The sequence below is a fragment of the Terriglobia bacterium genome (genome assembly GCA_020072645.1).
Taxonomy (GTDB): domain Bacteria; phylum Acidobacteriota; class Terriglobia; order Terriglobales; family Acidobacteriaceae; genus Angelobacter.
On the sequence record JAIQGK010000001.1, the window covers coordinates 331,838 to 350,778 of the forward strand.

Below are 18,941 nucleotides of genomic sequence, written 5' to 3' on the forward strand. Positions count from 1 at the left end.
TATTGAAGCCCTCTCGACGGAAGCAGCACAAAGATGAACCTAGTGAATTCGAAGATCGAAACTGCCCGGGTCACGGCACGGCATGAATTGCGGAGGAAGCTTCGTGACCGCGGCGTGCTCCTGGCCCTTCTTGTATTTTGCTGTGCGTATGCGGTCTCTCTCTGGATCTCGGTGGCGCATTACCGGCAGCAGACGGCTGCAACAGCGGAAGCTCACCATGGTTCGCGGTTGACAGTGGCTGCGGTGCAACCTGAGCCCGTTTCCATCCTGAGTTCGAATCTGACCGACGTGCTGTACGTTCCCTACGACGTGGGTTTTCCTGTTTATTCCATACGCACGCTCGGCAATGACGGCTCCAGCAATCTCCTGGTGGGCGCATACCAGCGGCCTGATCCGTCCTTTACAATCGCCGTCCTGGGCAGCATTTTTGCCCTGTTCGTGGCCTGTGATTCGTTTGCCGTGGAAAGAGAGACCCGCCGGCTCTCTTTGCTGCTCTCCTATTGCGGGCATCGTCAAGGCCTGCTCTGGGGCAAGATGTTTGGAGCCTGGATCGTGGTGGCCATTGCATTGGCGGTGTGCGGGCTGATTTCCGTGGCGGTCTTCGCATGGACGATTCCCCACGCGCACGTGCTGCTTCCCTTGACCGAGTTTTTTATTTTGTCGGCTATTTACATGGCAATTTTCGTAGCTGCGGGAACCTGCATTTCGGCGCGCAGCAACGGCATGCTCGACTGTGCCGGCCTGTGCCTGGCCTTGTGGATCATCCTGGTGGTGCTGCTTCCGCTGCTTGGGTCGGGGGTCACGCAACAGATTTATTCCGCGTCTTCACCGCAGCAAGTGGAGGCCGACCTGGCGCGCGAGCGCACCCAGAACCAAAACCTTGCGAGCTTTGCCGCAGCCAAGCTGCCGCCTCAAGATGAACGCGCTTTCGCGCGTCTCTATGAATACTACGAAGGGCTGACCAACAGCTATATTTATGACCGCGAAACGCGCTATCAGGAAGAGTCTGGGCGCGAACTGCGGGTAGCAACGATGGTGGAGCGCCTTTCCCCATCTTCCTGCTTCCGGCTGGCGGCCATGCAGATCAGTCATACCGGTTTTGCCGACCTGCTCGCCGCGCGGCAAGACATTCTCCGCTTCAAGCGAAGCATTGACGGGCACGTTCTGCACCGGCGGGCGGCTTCGCAGAGCCTTGCTCCCGGCGCGCCGGTTTTTATCTTGGCGACCATCGTGCACAGAACGCTGCTGCCTGAACTCTTTGTATTGCTGGCCTATGGCCTGCTGAGCGTAGGTCTGGCCCAACGGTATGTCCGCCGCCTCACGGTGGATTGAGCATCTAGAAAAAATGAATACTTTTATCATTCTCTTTACCCATGAACTGCGGCGGCTGTTCCGCGATCCCCGGCTCCTGCTGGCTACGGTGGCTGTTGCGGCGCTTGCCGCAACGGGAACATGGCTGCGCGCTGCCGACTACAGCACCCTGTCCCATGAATACCGGGCCGAGATGAGCAAGAATGAGGCGGAGATCCTGCACACAGGAGAGCTGAACCGTCTTTATGACATGACGCCGCCGCAGGTCCCGCCGGAACCCATGGCCGTCTTTCATGAAGGCATTCCGCTAGTGGCCCGCAACGTGGGAACCACGGAAGCCTCCGTGCATGAAGCCGCTTTCAACGCAAACCCGCTGTCGCAGATGTTTCCGTCACTTGACCTGACGACGGTTGTGATCTGGGTAATCGGCCTTGTCACCTTGCTGATGGCCGCCGTGGCTCTCTCCGGTGAACGAGAAAGCGGAACCTTTGAGTTGCTTGTGACCGCTGGAGCATCATCGTGCCACTTGGTCCTTGCTAAATGGCTGGCCATCACCGTTTGCTCCGGAGCGATCCTGGCCTGCTGTATGACAACGGCATGGCTGGCAGCGGTCTTGTCCGGGCTGTCCTTTGATCACGCCCGGATCTCCGAGTTCCTGCTTTCCTCGTTCGCTTCGCTCCTGTACCTGGGATCTCTCGCCGGACTGGGCGTGGCCCTTTCGTCCAAGGCTTGCTCCCGCGCACGAGTCATGATGAGCTGTGCTGGGTTATGGATGCTGATCAGCACCATTCTCCCTTCAGCGGTGGCCCATCTCCTGGGAGAAGCCACCAGGATTCCCGGTTTTGCCCAGAAGCGCCAGCAGATTGAACACATTCTGACAAATGAGAGAGAGCAGCACCTGAACGGGCAGATTGCCACCGTTTACCACGATGACAATGCGCAACTGGAACGCTATCTCAAACCCGCGGGCTACAACGCGGCCAAGTTCCGCGCCTTGCCCGATCAACAGATTGACCAGGTGGCAGGCCATTTGAGCGCCGAGGACGCCGGATTTCGATCTTTGTGGGATCAGGAGCAAAGCAGGGTGCTGGACGTGATCCAGTCCGTGTGGACGGATTACCAGGGCCGCGCCGACTCAATGGAAGAACAGCTTCGCGCCCAGACCGCCCGGCAGACCCGCTTTGTGCTGGCCGCGACGGCATTCTTGCCGGCCGTGGCTTATAAAGAAACGGTTTCACGCCTGCTGGGTATGTCCTACCTGGACTTGGCGCATGCTGAGCGGTCGCAAAAGGACTACAAGATACGGACAGTCGACTACATTTTTACTAAAGCGCGCATGATCGGCGGCCGCGATCCCTTCAACGCGCACGTAAGCCTAGACGACAGGCCGCGTTTCCTGTTCCAGCAGCGCGGTGCGGCAAGGCGCTTGCTGGATGCTTCGCCATTTCTCCTGGTCCTGCTGGCATGGACCGCCGGCCTGCTGCTCTTCGCGGTGAAGGCCACATCTCGGTAACTGATTATTCCCAAGAAAGGTTTTTCTGTGCATCACGGAATCGTTATTCAAAACCTCAGCAAGTCTTACAGCAACGGAAAAGCGGCGGTCAGCAACTTGTCGCTGGACGTCCGTCCCGGGCAGGTTTATTGCCTGCTCGGCCACAATGGCGCAGGTAAAAGCACCACGCTCAAGGTCCTGCTCGGCCTGCTGCTTCCTACCTCCGGCAAAGCCTGGGTGGGGACGCACGAAGTCTCGAGCGCACCGGCGCTGGCGCGCCAGGCGATTGCGTATTTGCCGGAAAGCGTCTCACTGTATGGTGATCTTTCTGCCCGCGAGAACCTGGAATTCTTCAGCCGTCTTGGCGGCCAGAACCACCTAGAAAGAAGCGATTATTACGCCATTTTGAACCAGGCAGGCCTGCCCGGCGGTTCGGAAGAGCTTCGGGTCAGCAGCTTCAGCAAAGGCATGCGGCAGAAACTGGCTCTCGCCATTGCGGTCAGCCGCAAGAGCAAAATCCTGATTCTGGATGAGCCCATGTCCGGCCTCGATCCGGCGACGGCGGAAGAAATTGTCCAGGTGATTCAGCGTGAGCGCAATCACGGCAGGGCGATCCTGATGGTGACCCACGACCTGAACTCGGTGGAGCAGATCGCCGATATCGCGGGGTTCATGCGCGAGGGGAAACTCGCAGCGGAATTTTCGCGGCAGGAACTCGAGGGGCGCGATCTTAATCAGCTGTATAAATCTTTGCAGCACTCCACGGTGGCCGCATGATGTCGAAATCCCTGTTCAGCCTTATCCTTGTCCTTGCTCTCCCAGCTCTTGCGCAAAACGCTTTTGTGCAAAACAATGCGCGTCTTGACCAGCGCCTGGAAAATGGCATGCGAGTGATCCTGGTGGAAGACCATCATGCGCCGGTTGCGTCTTACGTGCTGCTCTATAAATTTGGATCGGCGGATGATCCGCCTCATCGCACCGGCCTGGCGCATTTTTGCGAACACCTGGTGCTCACCCGATCAGGAGAGGCGTCTGTCCGCTACGCGGCGCTAATCCAGTCCCGCGGAGGGACTTTCAACGCCACCACCGGGCGCGATAGTACCCGGTTCTACGCCACGGTGCCTTCCACCGCTTTGCTGCCCGCGCTTGCCTATGAGGCCCAGCGGATGAAGGGCCGCGAGTTCACCCCGGAAGGATTCAAACTGGAATCCGGGGTTGTGGAAAATGAGCGCGTCCAACACCACGAAGACCAACCTTATGGAGCGGCCGAAGATTACCTGGATGAGTTGGCCGCCTCCACCACGGCGTACCAGCATCCCGTGATAGGTTACGTGCCCGACCTGCGGCAGATTACCTTACAGGAAGCCAGGGAATTCATTGCTACGCATTATTGGCCGCAAAATGCGGTGTTAACCATTGTGGGAGACTTCTCCGCCCCGCAACTTCTGAAGAGCGTTCACGCCATCTTCGGCGGCGGCAGCCAGCCGAGCGATCTTGCCGCCGTGCCGCGTCAAGTGGAGCCGCACTCGCACGATGGACAGTTTGAAACCACGGACAAGCAGGCTCGCGCCGCCCGCCTTTACTTTGCCTATCCGGCACCGAGCCTGGGAGATAAGGCCGCTTCAGACTTGCTGCTGCTGGATGTCATTCTGACGAAGAGCCAGCATGCCCGCCTGAAGCAGGCCCTGGTCGATTCCAGAATCGCCAGCTCCGTGAAAAGTGACATGGAATTCCGTAAAGATGGCGGCCTTTACTACCTGATCGTCACGCTGGCGCGGCCCGACGCCGCGGAAAAGGCCAGCGCCGCCATAGACGCCGCTCTGCGGAGCATCCGCGAAACCGGAATTACTGCCGCGGAATTGCGCCGGGCACAACTGATCCTGGAAGGCGAGCAGGCGGAAAAAGACGAGAGCTCTCGCTATCGCGCTACGCAGATTGCCACAGGCGCTGCGCTTTTCAACGCTCCCGATATTCTTGAAAGCACCAACGATCAACTCCGCCATGCAACCGGCAGCCAGATTGCCGGCGTGGCCGGCCATTACCTGCTCGGCAAAGAGCACGTAAGTCTTCTCGTTAAACCCAATAAATGAGCTATCCAAGAACTTAATTTATGTTGCGAAAAATCTTAGGCATATTTCTCTGCGCCTTCTCGTTGCCGCTCTTTGCGGGGCAGGTGCCGTCCAGGATCGAAAGAACCGGGCCTTCAGAAAATTTAGGGGGAATGCCCCGGTTTCACTTTCCGCCCAGCCGCTTGCGCAAGCTGAGGAATGGAATTTCCCTCGTTACGATGCAAAGCGCGGGTATGTCCCATTTCATTCTGCATGTGCGTGTGCTTGCCAGCAGCGTAAACGATTCTCCCGGGCTTCCCGGCGTTGCCGAGGCGACAGCGAAACTACTTGTCGGGGACAATGATGCCCTAAAACAAGACTTGGAAGACTACGGGGCCACGCTCGAAACTTCCGTTTCTTACGGTTCTTATACTACGGAATTCAGTGTCAGCGGCCCGGTGGAAGCGTTTGATTATGCGGCCGGCAAGCTGTTCCATGCGCTGACCCGGCCTGCATTCACCGCGAAGAACCTGGCGGAGTGGAAGCTCCGCCGCACGGCCAAGCTGCAAGACCAGAAGAGCTCGCCGAATTACCTGGCTGATTCCGTGCTGGCGCACCTCCTCTATGAAGATGCACGCGAAAATACCGGGCCTGACGATGAGAGCCTGCAGCGGATGACCGTGGCCGACCTCCAGAAGTTTTATCAGACTTACTACAGCCCCTGCCGGACATCAGCAGGAGTGATCAGTCCAGTGCCTGCCTCCGGCGTGGAGTCCAGGCTGCAGAAGTTGTTCTCTTCCTGGAAAGGTTGTGCTGCCGCGGACGCGGTGAAGACGGTCGACCGCCCGCTGGCGGGAAAGTCGGTCCACTTGGTGGACGATCCCCAAATGAAACAGGCTTACCTCGTGTTGGGCAAGCCTGCTGTCTCGCGTCTGAGCCTTGACTACGCCGCATGCCTTGTTCTGAACCGGATTCTGGGAGAAGGGCCCGGCTCACGGTTGTGGCCGATCCGCCAGACCAAAGGATATACCTACGATATACACAGCTCATTGACCGCTCTGAAATACCTGCACCACATTTCAATTACGGCGGCCCTGGCTCCGGAGCGCGTCCACGATGTGCTTGGATTGATTACGGCCGAAGTAGAAGCGCTTCGCACCAGTGGGCCCACGAGAGAAGAAGTGGAGGCAGCCAAAGAAGCCATCGTTGGCGGCCTTGCTCTCGACCTGGAAAACCGGGATGTGATCCTGGGAACGGTCATGAATCAGTATCTTTACGGCTGGGCAGCCGGTCACGAGCAGCAATATGTGCTTGAATTATTGGCGATTAACCCCCGAAGGGTGCAGCAGGCGGCACAGAAGTACCTGGATACCAATCAGATGCAGATCATCGTGATTGGCAATAAGAAAGTCCTGGGACCGCTGCTGGGTAGGGGCAGCTCGCTTCCTGTGAATGCTCTTTTCACAAAAAGGGCGAATGAAATTAAGTAAATTTTATATATACGAACGAATTAAAAGTTTATACAATAGTTAATAATCCAATCATAAAACAACAAGCCATCATTCTATCAGCATCCCATTAAAGATAACTATAAGGTAAACAATGAGTTGGAAAGTGATTAGACAGGATTTTCGAAGGATCAGGCGCACATGGAAAGAAAGCCTGATGATAGCGCTGACGCTGGGTATAGGCGTGGCGGCAAGTACACTTCTGTTCGCGCTTTTATACCGAATGGTGATACGCCCGCTGCCGTATTCTCACTCCGAACAGCTGGTTTATATTTCAGAAACCAATTCCGGCGGGGCTTCCATACCAGCCGCTTCACCGGACGTGGCCGACTGGCAAGCCATGAGCCACGGCTTGGAATCCCTGGCAAGCTACGGCGGCCAGCCCATCACCGTTTTGGGAGGCAGCTATCCGGTGCGAGTAGAAGGCACCGGCGTTTCCCGGGACTTCTTCCACGTACTGCAGGTGCAGCCTGCCATGGGACGTACATACTCTGCGGAAGAGCAGCAGTTGCATGGTTCCCCGGTCGTGCTGGTCAGCGATCGCTTCTGGAAAGACCAACTCGGGGGACGACCCGAGGCCATCGGCAAGAGCCTGCGCATCCTCGACATGGACTTCACCGTCATCGGCGTAATGCCTCCTGCATTCGAATTTCCAGGCAAGACACAGATCTGGATCTCGCGCGAGATATTTCCCAGCTCAACAGATCGCAGCGCCCATAACGATTTCGTGATCGGACGGCTCAAGCCGGGCGCTTCCGTCACTGAAGCCGGGTCGGAGCTGCAAGGAATCGCCCGCGAATTGCAGGCCAAATACCCCACTACCAATCATGGAGTTGGAGTACGAGTGGAGACGCTCCAGGAACACTTGTTGGGTGAACAAAAGACCGCTTTGTTGCTGGCCTTCGGAGTGGGGCTGTGCGTCCTGATCATTGCCGGGGCGAACCTAGCCAATCTTTTCCTGAGTCGGGTGCTCACGCGGCAGAACGAACTGCTGATCCGCGAAGCTTTTGGCGCCACTCGCAACATGATCGTTAAAGATCTTTTACGAGAAGCTGTATTGCTTGCCGTGGCTGGCGGAAGCGTGGGACTGTTGGGAACCTATGTGTCCATCCGGATTCTGCGGCAATGGTCGCTCTCGTGGTCGTCTGTGGGAGCGCTGGGCATTGACGGCGCAGTCAGCGCGTACGCGTTCGTCATCGCCGTGCTGGCAGCGTGCCTCGCTGTGATCGCGGCCGCGTTCAACCACCGTCGCAGTAACCCTGCCGCGGTGGTCAGGGGTGCGCCTATGACTTCTACCACAAACCGGCAGCAATCCTGGCTGCGCACCACCCTGGTTTCCGCTGAAGTGGGAATCGCATTTGCAGTTTGCCTGAGCGCCGGCTTGCTGCTTCACAGCTGGGACAAGGTCGCTTCGCAGCCTTCCGGCCTGCGTGACGCCAACATGCTGGTGGCAAACTTGTCATTGCCGGCCGTCCCGGGCTCTGAAGAAGCTGCGGCCCAACATACTGTCACGTTTTATCAATCCCTGCTGCAACAGGTTTCCGGCATTGCCGGAGTGCGTTCGGCGGCCGTGGTGAATGATGTGCCTTTTTCCGGCAACGATCATAACGGAAATTTCATCATCGAAGGCTCGGGAGAAAGCGGAGGAGGACAGGAGAACGGAGCTAACTTCCGCGTGGTGAGCTCTGAGTATTTCAATACCATGGGGATTCCTGTGCTGGAAGGGCGCGGCCTCAGCGACTCCGACAACTCCGGCGCAACGGCCGTTGCCGTGATAGACGCCGAGACGAGAAAACAGTATTTCCGCGACCATGATCCCATCGGCAGGCGCATCAAGCTGACCGGCCTCGACCCCAAGGCGGATTGGGCCACCGTAGTAGGCGTTTGCGGCACTGTTCGTGATATGCAACTGAACGCCGCGACTTCGCCCCACATTTATGTTCCGTTGAGCCAGCATCCGGGCGCGGTGATGGACGCGGGCATCATCCTGCGCACCGAAGCTACTCCCACCAGCCTCATTGGTCCGGTCCGCAATCTGGTTGCGGGCTTGCAGCCCGGCGGGGTAGTGGAGTTCACTACGACTTCCGACCTCTTGGCAAATTCCCTGAAGAATTTTCGCCTCCGCGCGTCGCTGGTGCTGGCGCTGTCTCTGATCGCGCTGGCGCTATCAATGATCGGCATCTATGCGCTGGCCAGCACGATGGTCCGCGAGAGACGAAAGGAAATCGCCATACGCATTGCTGTAGGCGCGGACTTGAAGCAGATTGTCAGGTTCGTCCTCTTTAAAGGATTGCTGCCGGTGCTGTACGGGGCCGCCGCCGGCTTGGCCCTTTCCTACAGCGTGGCTTTTCTGTGGAGGAAATTCCTGTTTGGCGTTTCCGTCTGGGACCCGGCCACCTTTATCGCGGTTCCGGCGTTACTGATAGGCGCCGGGCTGCTGGCCAATGTCGTCCCCGCGTTTTTTTCCGTCAAAATCAATACCCAGCAAATGCTTAAGGAACAATAACCCTGATGCCTCGCCCCGCGGTGAGGCATTCCTCCTTGAAAATTCAGGTTAGCCTCTGCTCCATCCCAGATTGTGCAAAACGGCTCAATCCGGGAGCTCTGGTGGGCCGTGCCACACGGTCTATAGCAAACCTAAAACGGCTTTTGAGGGCGCGGCGGCGTTGCTCCGCTTAGTTTGCCCGATCTCTCTTGGAGTTTCTATTCATGCACAACCTTGCAAATATTACGAATTTCTCCGTCCCGTCCGGTACTATACCAGCTTCCGGAGCAGTTGCTCTGGTCTATACCCCCTGGGGATCTTTCACTCGTGGGTCGATTGCTCTTGGCATTTTGAAAGAATGCGTCCGCAGCACCGGATGCAGCGCAGATGTGCATTACCTGAACATCGATTTTGCGCAGAAGATCGGTCTGAAGCGGTATGACCATATCGCGCGAAATTCCGTGCTGAGCGCGGAATGGTTCTTCTCCAGAGCGCTGTCGGCTTCGGTAGGACAAGAATTCAAGAATGACTGGCACGCATTGAAGTCCACGCCGGAAGGCCGCCGGCTGGCCGATGAATTGACAAACCTGATGGGCGGCTCGGAAGAGCTATGCATCCGGCTGGCCGAACAGACCGTCCCTGAATTCCTTGAGGAATCGCTGGTAGGCGTTCCGTGGGAAAAATACGATGTGATCGGGTTCTCCGTCACATTTGCCCAGACGCAGGCATCATTGCTTCTGGCACAGCGTCTTAAACAGAAGTATCCAGAAAAAACAATCGTGTTCGGCGGGGCCAACGTGGATGCTGGTATGGGATTGCAACTGCTTCGCGCCTTTCCCTGGATCGATTATGTGGTGCACGGAGAGGCGGAAGAATCGTTTCCGGAGCTCCTGAGGAACCTGCTTGCGGGCAAGCGGTTCGTGCCTGTAAATGGCGTCTCCTTCCGCGAGGGCGGCCAGATTGTCGCCGGAGACCATAACGCTCAACCGCTCTCACGGATGGATGACTCGCCCGTTCCCGATTACAGCGACTATATAACTGCAGTGAAAAAAGCAGGCATTCCGGCAAAGTTCCAAGTCAAACTCCCGTTTGAATCCTCGCGTGGATGCTGGTGGGGAGCGAAGCATCATTGCGCATTCTGCGGCCTGAACCGCGATTCCATGGCGTTCCGCAAGAAATCGCCGGCGCGCGTTTATGATGAACTCCTGCACCTTTCGCGCGAGTACGAGTGCAACAATTTCTACGCCGTAGACAATATCCTGGACATGCTTTACTTCACGGAATTACTGCCCCGCCTGGCGGAGCGCAACCTGGACCTCTCCATTTTCTATGAAATCAAGGCGAACCTCTCGCGCGAGCAGGTGCGCATGCTAGCTGCTTCAGGAATCAGGGCAATCCAGCCGGGAATCGAAAGTTTCAACTCCGAGCTGCTGCGCGAGATGAATAAGGGCGTGACGGCGATCCAGAATATTCAGTTATTGAAATGGTGCCGCGAAGAGGGGATTGACGTGGTTTGGAACATTCTTTATAGCTTTCCCGGCGAACAAGCCAGGCATTATGCCGGAATGCCGGAGCTGCTGCGCTCCATTGCGCACCTGCAGCCGCCGCTTTCGGTTTCGCCTGTGATCGTGGAGCGGTTCAGCCCTTACCATTCGCAACGCGAAAAATATAAGCTGAAACTCAAGGCCGCGGAAGTTTATTCCCTTCTTTATCCATCTGAAAAAATGGACCTGGAGAGCTTTGCTTATTATTTCGATACCATCTCCGATGAAGCAGCAGGTTCCAGCGGTGACTACATTTCACCCATGATCGCTGCCTGCAACGAGTGGAAGGCGGCTCCGGCAACCTTCGTCTATGAAAAAGGAGAAGGGTTCAGCGTGCTCTACGACAACCGGCCGCTGATCCCCGGCACGCCCGTAGCCACGCGGCGAATCGTGCTGCGAGACGTCCAAGCCGATATTTATGACTTCTGTGACAAGCATCGCTCTTTCAAAAGCATCCTTGAATGGTGCAACAAGAATGGAAAATCCATGGATGAGTCTCGCCTGCGCAGCTTGCTACAGACTTTGAGTGCCAACAAGCTCATGTTTGAAGAGAATGACCACTACTTGGCGCTGGCTGTTCGCAAGCCCCGCTTGAAAGCATTCAGGCTTACCGGTTGATGCGTCGCGATGCGTCAGCCCGCTTTCAAGTATTCAACGGTAGTGCCAAATTATGCCTACGGAGTTTTGTTATGTGATGTTCATCTGGGAATCGATTGGCATCATCGACGACAATCGCTGGTGAACATTACAGGCGAAGCTTGGTCAGAAATCCGACAACAGTCATTAAGAATCTCAGTGGGTGAGTCGCAGCGCTCCGCACCCGGTCCTGACTTGCCCGGCAAACCCGAAAAATCCCAACCTACAATTCAACCCACAGACTACGATGTCTTGCGCGACTTACGCGTACTTTGGTAGTCCCCGCGTAAGACTTACACAGGCAAAATGTGATCTTACGATGGTCCCGTTTCGCTTTCTGCGAGCCTGAAATACCGCGTATTCAGAAGGGAAGCAGCGTCACGGGCATCGACGGTTTGAACAGGTTGCGACGAGGTAAATTCGTAGCTGCGTCCTGTAAAGAGACCACGAACCCGAATAGGCGATGCCTCCACAGAGCGGATCTTTACAGAAGAGCCGGTTGTTGTTTGCGAATTGCCAGGAGAGTTCGGCGTTGCTGCCGCCGCAACTGGGCGGACGCTGCTTTTCCCGCGCTCCGTCAGTGTAGGTCTCTGGATGCTGCGCGTTGGCGCCTGGCTGCTTTGCCATTCTGATCGTCTATGACCGCAACACATCGTGGGTAGCTCCTTCCGTGGATTGAGAAATTGGTTCAATGATCACCGGCTCCGTCCCGATGCGCTCCAACATGCAGGCACAACCAGAAAGAGCCAGCCAGACGAATAACCACTCCACTAGGTGGCGTGAAATGTAGAGCGCTGCCGGGGCCGCAATCCAGAGGCTGAGGCACTTGAAGCAATCCATCAGCTCACCGGCAAGGCCGCGGCCCAAGAGGGCGCGAAGTCGGTAAATCAGTCCGGCTGGACCGTCTTCGCGCGCCAGCAGGTGCGTGACCCGCCAGGTTGCGAAGACGGCCAGGACAAAGTGAAACATCTCAGTGTCCGCAGATCGCGAAGGTCAGTGGGATGCTCTGACCTTCATTATCACGCAGGCCGGTAGTGAGGCCAGCGCGGACGCCAAGGTCAACAGTGTAGGAACAGTTTGACCAGCTGGTAGTGTCTTCCACAATTGTGCCTGAGCCGCCGCGAGCACTCACCGTAACTCCCGGACCTGACGTAGTAGGAGTGATGTTGCCCGGAGCAGACGGACTGCAACTGGTGATGGAGAGTCCCCAGGAACCGGAATCCATCTCTTCATGATCAACGGTGAACTGCACGGAGAGTTTCTTGTCGATGGGCGTGCAGCACCCGGTGACGAACTCAGCGAAATTCAATTCAATGACCTCCAACCAGTTGTTGATGTGGATCTTGTCGAGCGAGTTGGAGAAGTCTGCGGTCGAAGCGCCCAGCCGCGCGGCTTCAAAGGTGATAGAGAGATCCTGGCCCGCCCTCTGCGCGGCCGCAGGCACGGCAGTTCCGGCCGGCACGCCAGGAAGCGGCGGCCCTCCGGGAACCACTTGCGCAGTGTCAAAGCCAAGCAGGGTCTTGAACCCACCGCCTATAACGCTCGGATCTACCTCGATCCATCCGGTTGTGGGATCCGGCGCGATGTAATGCTTCGGCGCTACCCAGGTATGGCCAACCGCTGGCGGAGTCGGGTCAGGCGGCAGCGGGCTCGATTGGATAATGATATCCTGGAAAATCGTCACAAAAGTTCCAGTGGCATTGCCTGCGCCATCTATCGTCGGCCACAAGATTTGCCGCTCACCCGCCTTGACCGGGCTGACCAAGTTTCCGGTGATGGGCTTGTCGCCGGAGCCGTCGTTATAAAGAAAGCGATACTTCATCTTCTCTCCGGGCGTGGTCGGAGAGTCGATGGGGCAGAAGCCGCCCAATTGCAGCGCTCCATAGAAAGCATAGTTGGGCCCGCCTCCGGTCCCCAAAGAGGGGAAAGGCAGACTCTTGTTCGTCTTGCCGGTTCCAGGATTGATGTCCCCGGAAATATCGAAATAACCCACCGATGTGAACCAGGGGTGTGTTCCTGGCGGCGGGCAGACGCAGAAGCAGAATTCGTGGCACGAAACCGTGCAGATCCAGGAGCAGACCTGCCAGCAGTATGGACCAAAGCCGAAGCGGGCGACGATTTCGCGGTACGCCTCCACGTTGCCGGTCTGTACGGCGTTCACCAAGTCATACAACTCGCGCGGATGGCCTGCCAGTTGCCGGGCCGCCAGGGCGAAGTTCTGCGCCTCTTCGATAGCCAGAGCGCCCCGAAGGACCGCGATCGGAAAGACCTCGCAAAATTCGCGGCAGACGCGCACACAGCGATGCGTGCAAATCAGGCGGCAGATGACCTCGCAGCCGCGGATGAAGCCGGCCCGGGTGATCGCGGAGCGCAGCACTTCGCAGTTGCCGGCGAGTGCGGCTTTTTCAATCGCGCTGAATGCTTTTTCATTGGCAACCAGCTCGCCCAGGGCCCTTCCCGCTGCGCGAATCTCGTGGACAGGATCGACAAAGATCGGCGGCTGCACCCTGCATACGACCTCGCAGATGCGGCGGTAGCCGATGGCGCAAATCCAGTGGCATAGAAGCTGGCAGAATTCCCCCAGCTTGAGTTCCGCCAGAATCGCATGGTAGGCGCTTCCATCGCCGCAGGCGACTGCGTCCACCAGGCGGCGCAATGATTCTTCTTTTGCAGACAGGTCCGCAACTGCGCGGGCAAAATGCTGCAGGCTGGGCAGCTTGGTTGTCTTCTCCGGCAGCGGGCGGCATATTTCGGCGCAACGCAGCGCGCACAGCTTGATTCGCACCCATTCGCAAATCAGCTCGCAGTAAGGCAGCATCTCCTGCCGCTCCAATACCCAGCGAAAAGCGTTGGCATCTTTGGACTCGAAGGCTGCCACGGTCGCGGCAAACGCGCCGCTATCCTGGGCCAGTCGTCCCATTGCATCGGCCTGTGCGGCCAATCGGCTGATGATGCTTTCTGTTGAACTCACGTTACTCATCTTTTCTGTTTCCTCCGGTCACATAGTCCATACACTCATGTTCCTTTTCTGTTCCTGGGCTAAGAACTGTGTGTACTTGTGAAAGAGAAACGCAGCAGAAGCAATTTTCCCTAAACTGGAAGTGAGCAATTTTTAGGGCCCGCACCAGCGGTGCAAGCCGCCGAATCAGATGGATAGTTGCAGGTGAGCAACATTGTGGACTTGGTAAGTGCCTAATCGATTACGCAAAGAACGCAGAAGCTCCGCAAAGCTGTTCCCCCCTCGAAGTAGTTGAGCCATTTGTCATCGACGTAGAGAATTGGGAACATCGCATTCATCAAGTTTGAAGGTATGAGAAAGATCGCACCTTCGGACTGCTCGTCAGCCATGACTAAAGCTTGACTACCTACTGCTTGCTATCTGACAGCCTATTCTCCAATTAAAGATATTTTAATAATCCAGCCACGCTTGCCTGGTTCACCAAAGCTGTAAACCCGCCTGTATAAGGAAATATAAGCGGCTGATCGTTTCGTGAGATACAATCTCGCCGAACAATATTCGCCCGAGATGAACTGGCAAGAGCTCCCAGACCGCGAGTTGGTTGAATTGTGTCTTCAGGGAAACGAGGATGCGTGGAAAGAATTTCTGCGGCGCTTCCATCGTCTTCTTGCCGGGGTTGTGGCCAAGACTATCCGCCGTTCTCCTTTGACAACGCATGCGACAATTTCGCTCCCGAACCTGATTGAGGATGGGGAGCAGGACGCACTGACGCGAATTTGTACGAACAATTACAGAGCGTTGCGCGAGTTGGAATGGCGGCACGATGGAGCATTGCGCGGACTATTGCAGGTCACAGCCTTGACTGCGGCCCAAGATATTGTTCGCAAGCACCTGTCAGAAAAATGGAACGCCGGCCAGGAAGTTCCGCTGGACAAGCCGGGCCCACCCCTTCCCAATCTGGATCATACCGAGAAAAAGATACTGCACAATGTTTTTCGCGAGCAGGTAACCCGATGCCTGGCAAAACTCACCCGTGACGAGTCGGACTCTACTCGTAACATCGCCATGTTCCTGCTCTTCTTCAGTTTCAAAGTCACGGCTGCGGACCTGGCCCGCGTGTATCAGATGAACGTCAGAAAGGTGGAGAACACTCTGGCTAAGCTGTCCCGCCTGGTACGGGAGAAATGCCTTTAAAACAATAAGATACGATATTTGTAGGGCGAAATGGTTTGGTTACGTTTATCGGATGTGAGGCAAGAGTGAATCAGCAGTCGGGACATCTAAGCGAGCAGCAGATACGAGAATGCGCGGGCACCGCCCCTGGCAGCGGCCCCGAGGACGTTGAGGCACATCTTTCCCAGTGTGAATCCTGTCTGGAGCGGTTGCTGGAATGGCAACGGACCCAGTTCAGAATTGGGGAGGCAGACGCCATGAGGCCAAAGCCAAACGCCGACTGCGAGAAAGAAAGGGATTTGCAGGAAGTGGCCGCACAGATGGCCTCTCCTGAAACTTCCACCCGCGTTCTGCAACATGCATCGCAGTGCGATTACTGTGGCTCCCTCCTGAAACAGTACCTGGAAGATTTTTCCGAGGAACTTTCACCCGAGATTGAGATGATCATCGCTCAGATGCCTTCGGCGCAGCCGCAATGGCAGCAGAAAAAAGCGACGGATCTCGCCGCCAGCGTCCGCCCCCTCTGGAGAAAGATACTTGTACGGGTGTTTCCTCCCAGAGAAGACGGCAAGCCTTCTTTCTTTCCCATACGCGCCACCGCGGGAGCCTTGGCCACCTTGCTTGTGGGGATCGGGATCACGCGCGGGCCGGCGATTATGAATTGGTGGCAACTCTGGCAGGCCAAGGGGACGATCTCCGCTGCTTACGCGCAAAAGCGGACGATCCCGGGGCGATTGACCGGAGTGAAGGCTGGTCCACTCGATCAAGGCGTCCAAACGATGGGTTCCGGAGAAGTGGAGGACCTGGGCTGGAAGCTGAACAAAGCCGTAGCCATGCTTCCCTCCAGTTTGGCTTCCGGTGACAAAGTAGACCCGCGATGGTTACAGATCGAAGGACGCATTCTCCTGCTGAAGTATCCCCATAATCCGGAAAAGGCGGAGCAGTCCTTCCTGCGGGCGCAGTCCATGGGGATGAAGGATTTCAGCCTGGACATCGACCTGGCTGTCACTCACTTCGAAGAAGAAAAACTGCGTGCGGAGCAGGACCCCAAAAAGCACAAGCCGGACTTCAGGAAGACCACCGACGAACTGGAGAAAGTTCTTGCGAGCACCAATCCAGCGCCGACGCCAGAAGAAAGAAAGACAGCGTTGTATAACCTTGCGCTGACTTACCAAACAGAGAACAAGTTGGATTTGGCGATCCCCAAATGGGAAGAGTATCTGAAAGCTGATCCCGCGGGGGCCTGGGCGGACGATGTCCGGCGCCATCTGGAAGACGACAACAAGAAGAAAGCTCCCCCGCATGCGGTCTACCTGAATCTCTTCGACTATAACCAGCATGTCCGCGAGCCGGCAGTAAGCCGCGATGTGGAGCAGTATTTGCCGATCGGGTTCGAGCGGGGTTGGCTGCGGCAGGCATTCGAGGGCCCCGCGAGCGAAGCGGGAAAGGCCGCGCGCAACATCGCGGAGAATCTCAGGCAGCAGCATTCCGATCCCATGCTGGCGGATTTATTGAGTTCCGTGGGACAGGGCCGGCTTCCCAAAGTGCGGGCGTTGAACGCCGCTTTTGCCTCAAACAGCAAGCAGACAGAGGCCTTCGATTGCCCTGGCAAAAATGGGGAAGATGAGCGGCTGGCAGCCATTCGGGCGTTAAGCGCCGCTTTTGCGGACAATAAAAACGATAAGCAAACAGAGGCCATCGGCTGCTCACGGAAAGCTGCCGAACTCTTCCGCAGGAGTGGAAATCCTGCCGGTGAGTTGCTGGCGCAGTATCAGGAAATTTACGCATTGCAGAGGGAGCTGAATAGCGCCAAATGTCTGGAGCAAGTAGAAAAGGTCTTGCCCAGAGTCGACGCCACGCCCTACCATTGGCTGCGCGGGCAGCTCGCGCTGGAGAAAGCCATATGCGCTACCCGCGAGTTCAAGAGTAAGTCCGCCCAAGATGGCCTTGACGCCAGCAGCATCCAGGCCGAGAAATTTCCCGAACTCAGCCTTCGAATCATAGGAGCGGAAGCGGGATTAGACCGGCTGAACCATTATTATCTGCAGGCCTGGAGAACGGCGAGCGAGGGGCTGGCCCAATGCTGGAAGGACTCGTGTTCTCCCGAACGCTACTACCAGTTTTACGCCGTGATGCGGTTAATCGCCGCAGATTCCGGTTATCTGCACGCGTCTGAGGCGTATCTGCGCAAATCCATCGAGATCTTCGAGACCTCGGTTGGGCCAGATGATTTCAGGTTCCAGGCGCTCCTTTATACGGCGCTGGCGAACCTGCAGTGGGAGCTGGGCGAGGACGCTGCTGCGGAAGCCACGAGCCGGCACGCGCGGGAACTGATCGAAAGAGCTAAGGACGGGAAAGCCGCGATCCCTGTTTTTCTCGAGGTGCCGGCCATCGAACTGGCGGACTTTGAGTTGCGCCGCCACCAGTGGTCGCAGGCGCTCTCTACGCTGCAGCAGCTTGGCAACAAGCCACAAACCCAGGACAGTTTCGTCCAGCTGGATTTCTACCGTGTCCGGGGCGATGCCAAGCTACAGTCAGGCGGGTTTAACGAAGCCACCGAGGATTACCAGCACGGACTTGACGTGGCTCAGGAATTTTTCAAACACTCCACGGACGAAGACACGCGCTTAAGGTGGGTGCTCGCAACCAACAAAATCTATGCCGGCATTGTCCAGATTCTGCTGAAGAAAGGTCAAAGCGAGAAGGCCCTGGCCGTGTGGGAATGGTCAAAGAGCCGGCTTCTGGATCGGGAGAACCGCCACCTGCTGGGCATTGAGGAAGCGGGGTCGCTCTCACTCCCCCCGACCGCTTACCCGCATATCGTCTATGCAAGCTTTGAAGACCAGATGCAAATCTGGCTGGTTAAGAACGGACGCACGGTGGGAGAATCCGTTCACCTGAAGCAGGTCGAACTGCTGGGTAGCATCCGCGACTTCAATATGAATTGCCGCAATAGGAACTCGCTGGAAAGCGAAGTGGAAAGACAGGGAGCAGAGCTCTATAAGCTGTTTTTGCGGCCCGTGATCGCAGACCTGCCTGCTTCCGGTACAGTAGCGATAGAATTCGACGATGCATTCCCTTCCTTTGCCATTGACGCGCTGAAAACCCCCGCCGGCAGTGACTTTGGAGACGGCCGCGTCGTATTACACTCGCCCGGAATTCTGGCCGAGATATTCCTGCGCGAATCCGGGCCGTTGAAGCCGAAGGAAAAATTTCTGGTGGCGGACGCCTCACCGACCGGAGATGAGGCCTTACGCGGACACGCGCTGCCAGCGGGAGCAATCAGCCAGACCTATTCCAACGAAGTTCTTATGGGCACCGATCTGACTCCGCAGAAGCTGGACCAAAAGATGCAAACTAGCGCTGCCCTGCTGGTCGTGAGCCATGGCATGCTGGGCGACGAAGGAATAGGACTGAAAATGTCAGAGGATTGGTCATTGCAGGCAAAAGATTTCACTCCGCAGCGCCTGCACAAGATGAGTCTGGTGGTATTGGCGGCCTGTTCCAGCGGCTTTTCCGAAAACGGTCTTGGAGGGCCGGACAGCCTGGTGCGCTCATTGCTGGCTGGCGGCGTTCCCAATGTAATCGCCAGCCGCTGGGACGTCGATTCCCAAAGCACGGGCGAGCTTTTTGAGAGCTTTTACACCTTCCTGGCCCAGGGAGAAACACCGGCCCGGGCGCTTCAGCACGCTCGCCGCGCGTTTCGCAAGGCCCACCCTGAACGTACCCATCCTTATTACTGGGCCGGCTTCTACCTGACCGGCAAAGCCAATTAAGAAAAATCT

Annotated in this window: 12 protein-coding genes; 9 read left to right on the top strand and 3 right to left on the bottom strand. The window is 56.9% G+C overall.

Going from position 1 to position 18,941, the window contains the following annotated elements:
- The first annotated feature begins 33 nt into the window (after positions 1-33).
- The 7 genes from LAO76_01440 (at position 34) to LAO76_01470 (ending at position 11,006) form a co-directional block, all read left to right on the top strand.
- Positions 34-1,332 (top strand): ABC transporter permease, encoded by a 1,299-nt coding sequence (locus tag LAO76_01440; GenBank protein ID MBZ5489578.1) that lies wholly within the window; start codon positions 34-36, stop codon positions 1,330-1,332.
- A 13-nt stretch (positions 1,333-1,345) separates the two neighbouring features.
- Complete coding sequence (locus LAO76_01445; GenBank protein MBZ5489579.1) at positions 1,346-2,824, top strand: ABC transporter permease; 1,479 nt, start codon at positions 1,346-1,348, stop codon at positions 2,822-2,824.
- A 27-nt stretch (positions 2,825-2,851) separates the two neighbouring features.
- A complete protein-coding gene (locus tag LAO76_01450) occupies positions 2,852-3,580 on the top strand; it encodes an ABC transporter ATP-binding protein (protein MBZ5489580.1) in 729 nt (242 codons plus the stop codon).
- A complete protein-coding gene (locus LAO76_01455; GenBank protein MBZ5489581.1) occupies positions 3,577-4,893 on the top strand; it encodes an insulinase family protein in 1,317 nt (438 codons plus the stop codon). Before LAO76_01450 ends, LAO76_01455 begins: the two co-directional genes overlap by 4 nt.
- A 212-nt stretch (positions 4,894-5,105) precedes the next feature.
- On the top strand, positions 5,106-6,341 hold the full coding sequence (locus LAO76_01460) for an insulinase family protein (GenBank protein MBZ5489582.1): 1,236 nt from the start codon (positions 5,106-5,108) through the stop codon (positions 6,339-6,341).
- Positions 6,342-6,453: 112 nt separating this feature from the next.
- On the top strand, positions 6,454-8,865 hold the full coding sequence (locus tag LAO76_01465) for an ADOP family duplicated permease (protein ID MBZ5489583.1): 2,412 nt from the start codon (positions 6,454-6,456) through the stop codon (positions 8,863-8,865).
- A gap of 203 nt (positions 8,866-9,068) precedes the next feature.
- Positions 9,069-11,006 (top strand): RiPP maturation radical SAM C-methyltransferase, encoded by a 1,938-nt coding sequence (locus tag LAO76_01470; protein MBZ5489584.1) that lies wholly within the window; start codon positions 9,069-9,071, stop codon positions 11,004-11,006.
- Between the two features lie 396 nt (positions 11,007-11,402).
- Here the strand turns inward: LAO76_01470 and LAO76_01475 are convergent, their stop codons facing one another.
- Genes LAO76_01475 through LAO76_01485 form a run of 3 tightly spaced genes read right to left on the bottom strand, consistent with a single transcriptional unit; the run spans position 11,403 to position 14,004 of the window.
- Positions 11,403-11,651: a hypothetical protein gene (locus LAO76_01475; protein MBZ5489585.1), complete on the bottom strand. Its 249-nt coding sequence runs from the start codon at positions 11,649-11,651 to the stop codon at positions 11,403-11,405.
- A gap of 9 nt (positions 11,652-11,660) precedes the next feature.
- Entirely contained in the window at positions 11,661-11,993 is a 333-nt protein-coding gene (locus LAO76_01480) for a hypothetical protein (protein ID MBZ5489586.1), read from the bottom strand.
- A gap of 1 nt (position 11,994) precedes the next feature.
- Positions 11,995-14,004: a hypothetical protein gene (locus LAO76_01485; GenBank protein ID MBZ5489587.1), complete on the bottom strand. Its 2,010-nt coding sequence runs from the start codon at positions 14,002-14,004 to the stop codon at positions 11,995-11,997.
- 510 nt (positions 14,005-14,514) lie between these two features.
- Here LAO76_01485 and LAO76_01490 point away from each other — a divergent pair.
- On the top strand, positions 14,515-15,177 hold the full coding sequence (locus LAO76_01490; protein MBZ5489588.1) for a hypothetical protein: 663 nt from the start codon (positions 14,515-14,517) through the stop codon (positions 15,175-15,177).
- 236 nt (positions 15,178-15,413) lie between these two features.
- Positions 15,414-18,932, top strand: coding sequence for a CHAT domain-containing protein (locus LAO76_01495; GenBank protein MBZ5489589.1), 3,519 nt, complete (start codon positions 15,414-15,416; stop codon positions 18,930-18,932).
- The last annotated feature ends 9 nt before the right edge of the window (positions 18,933-18,941 follow it).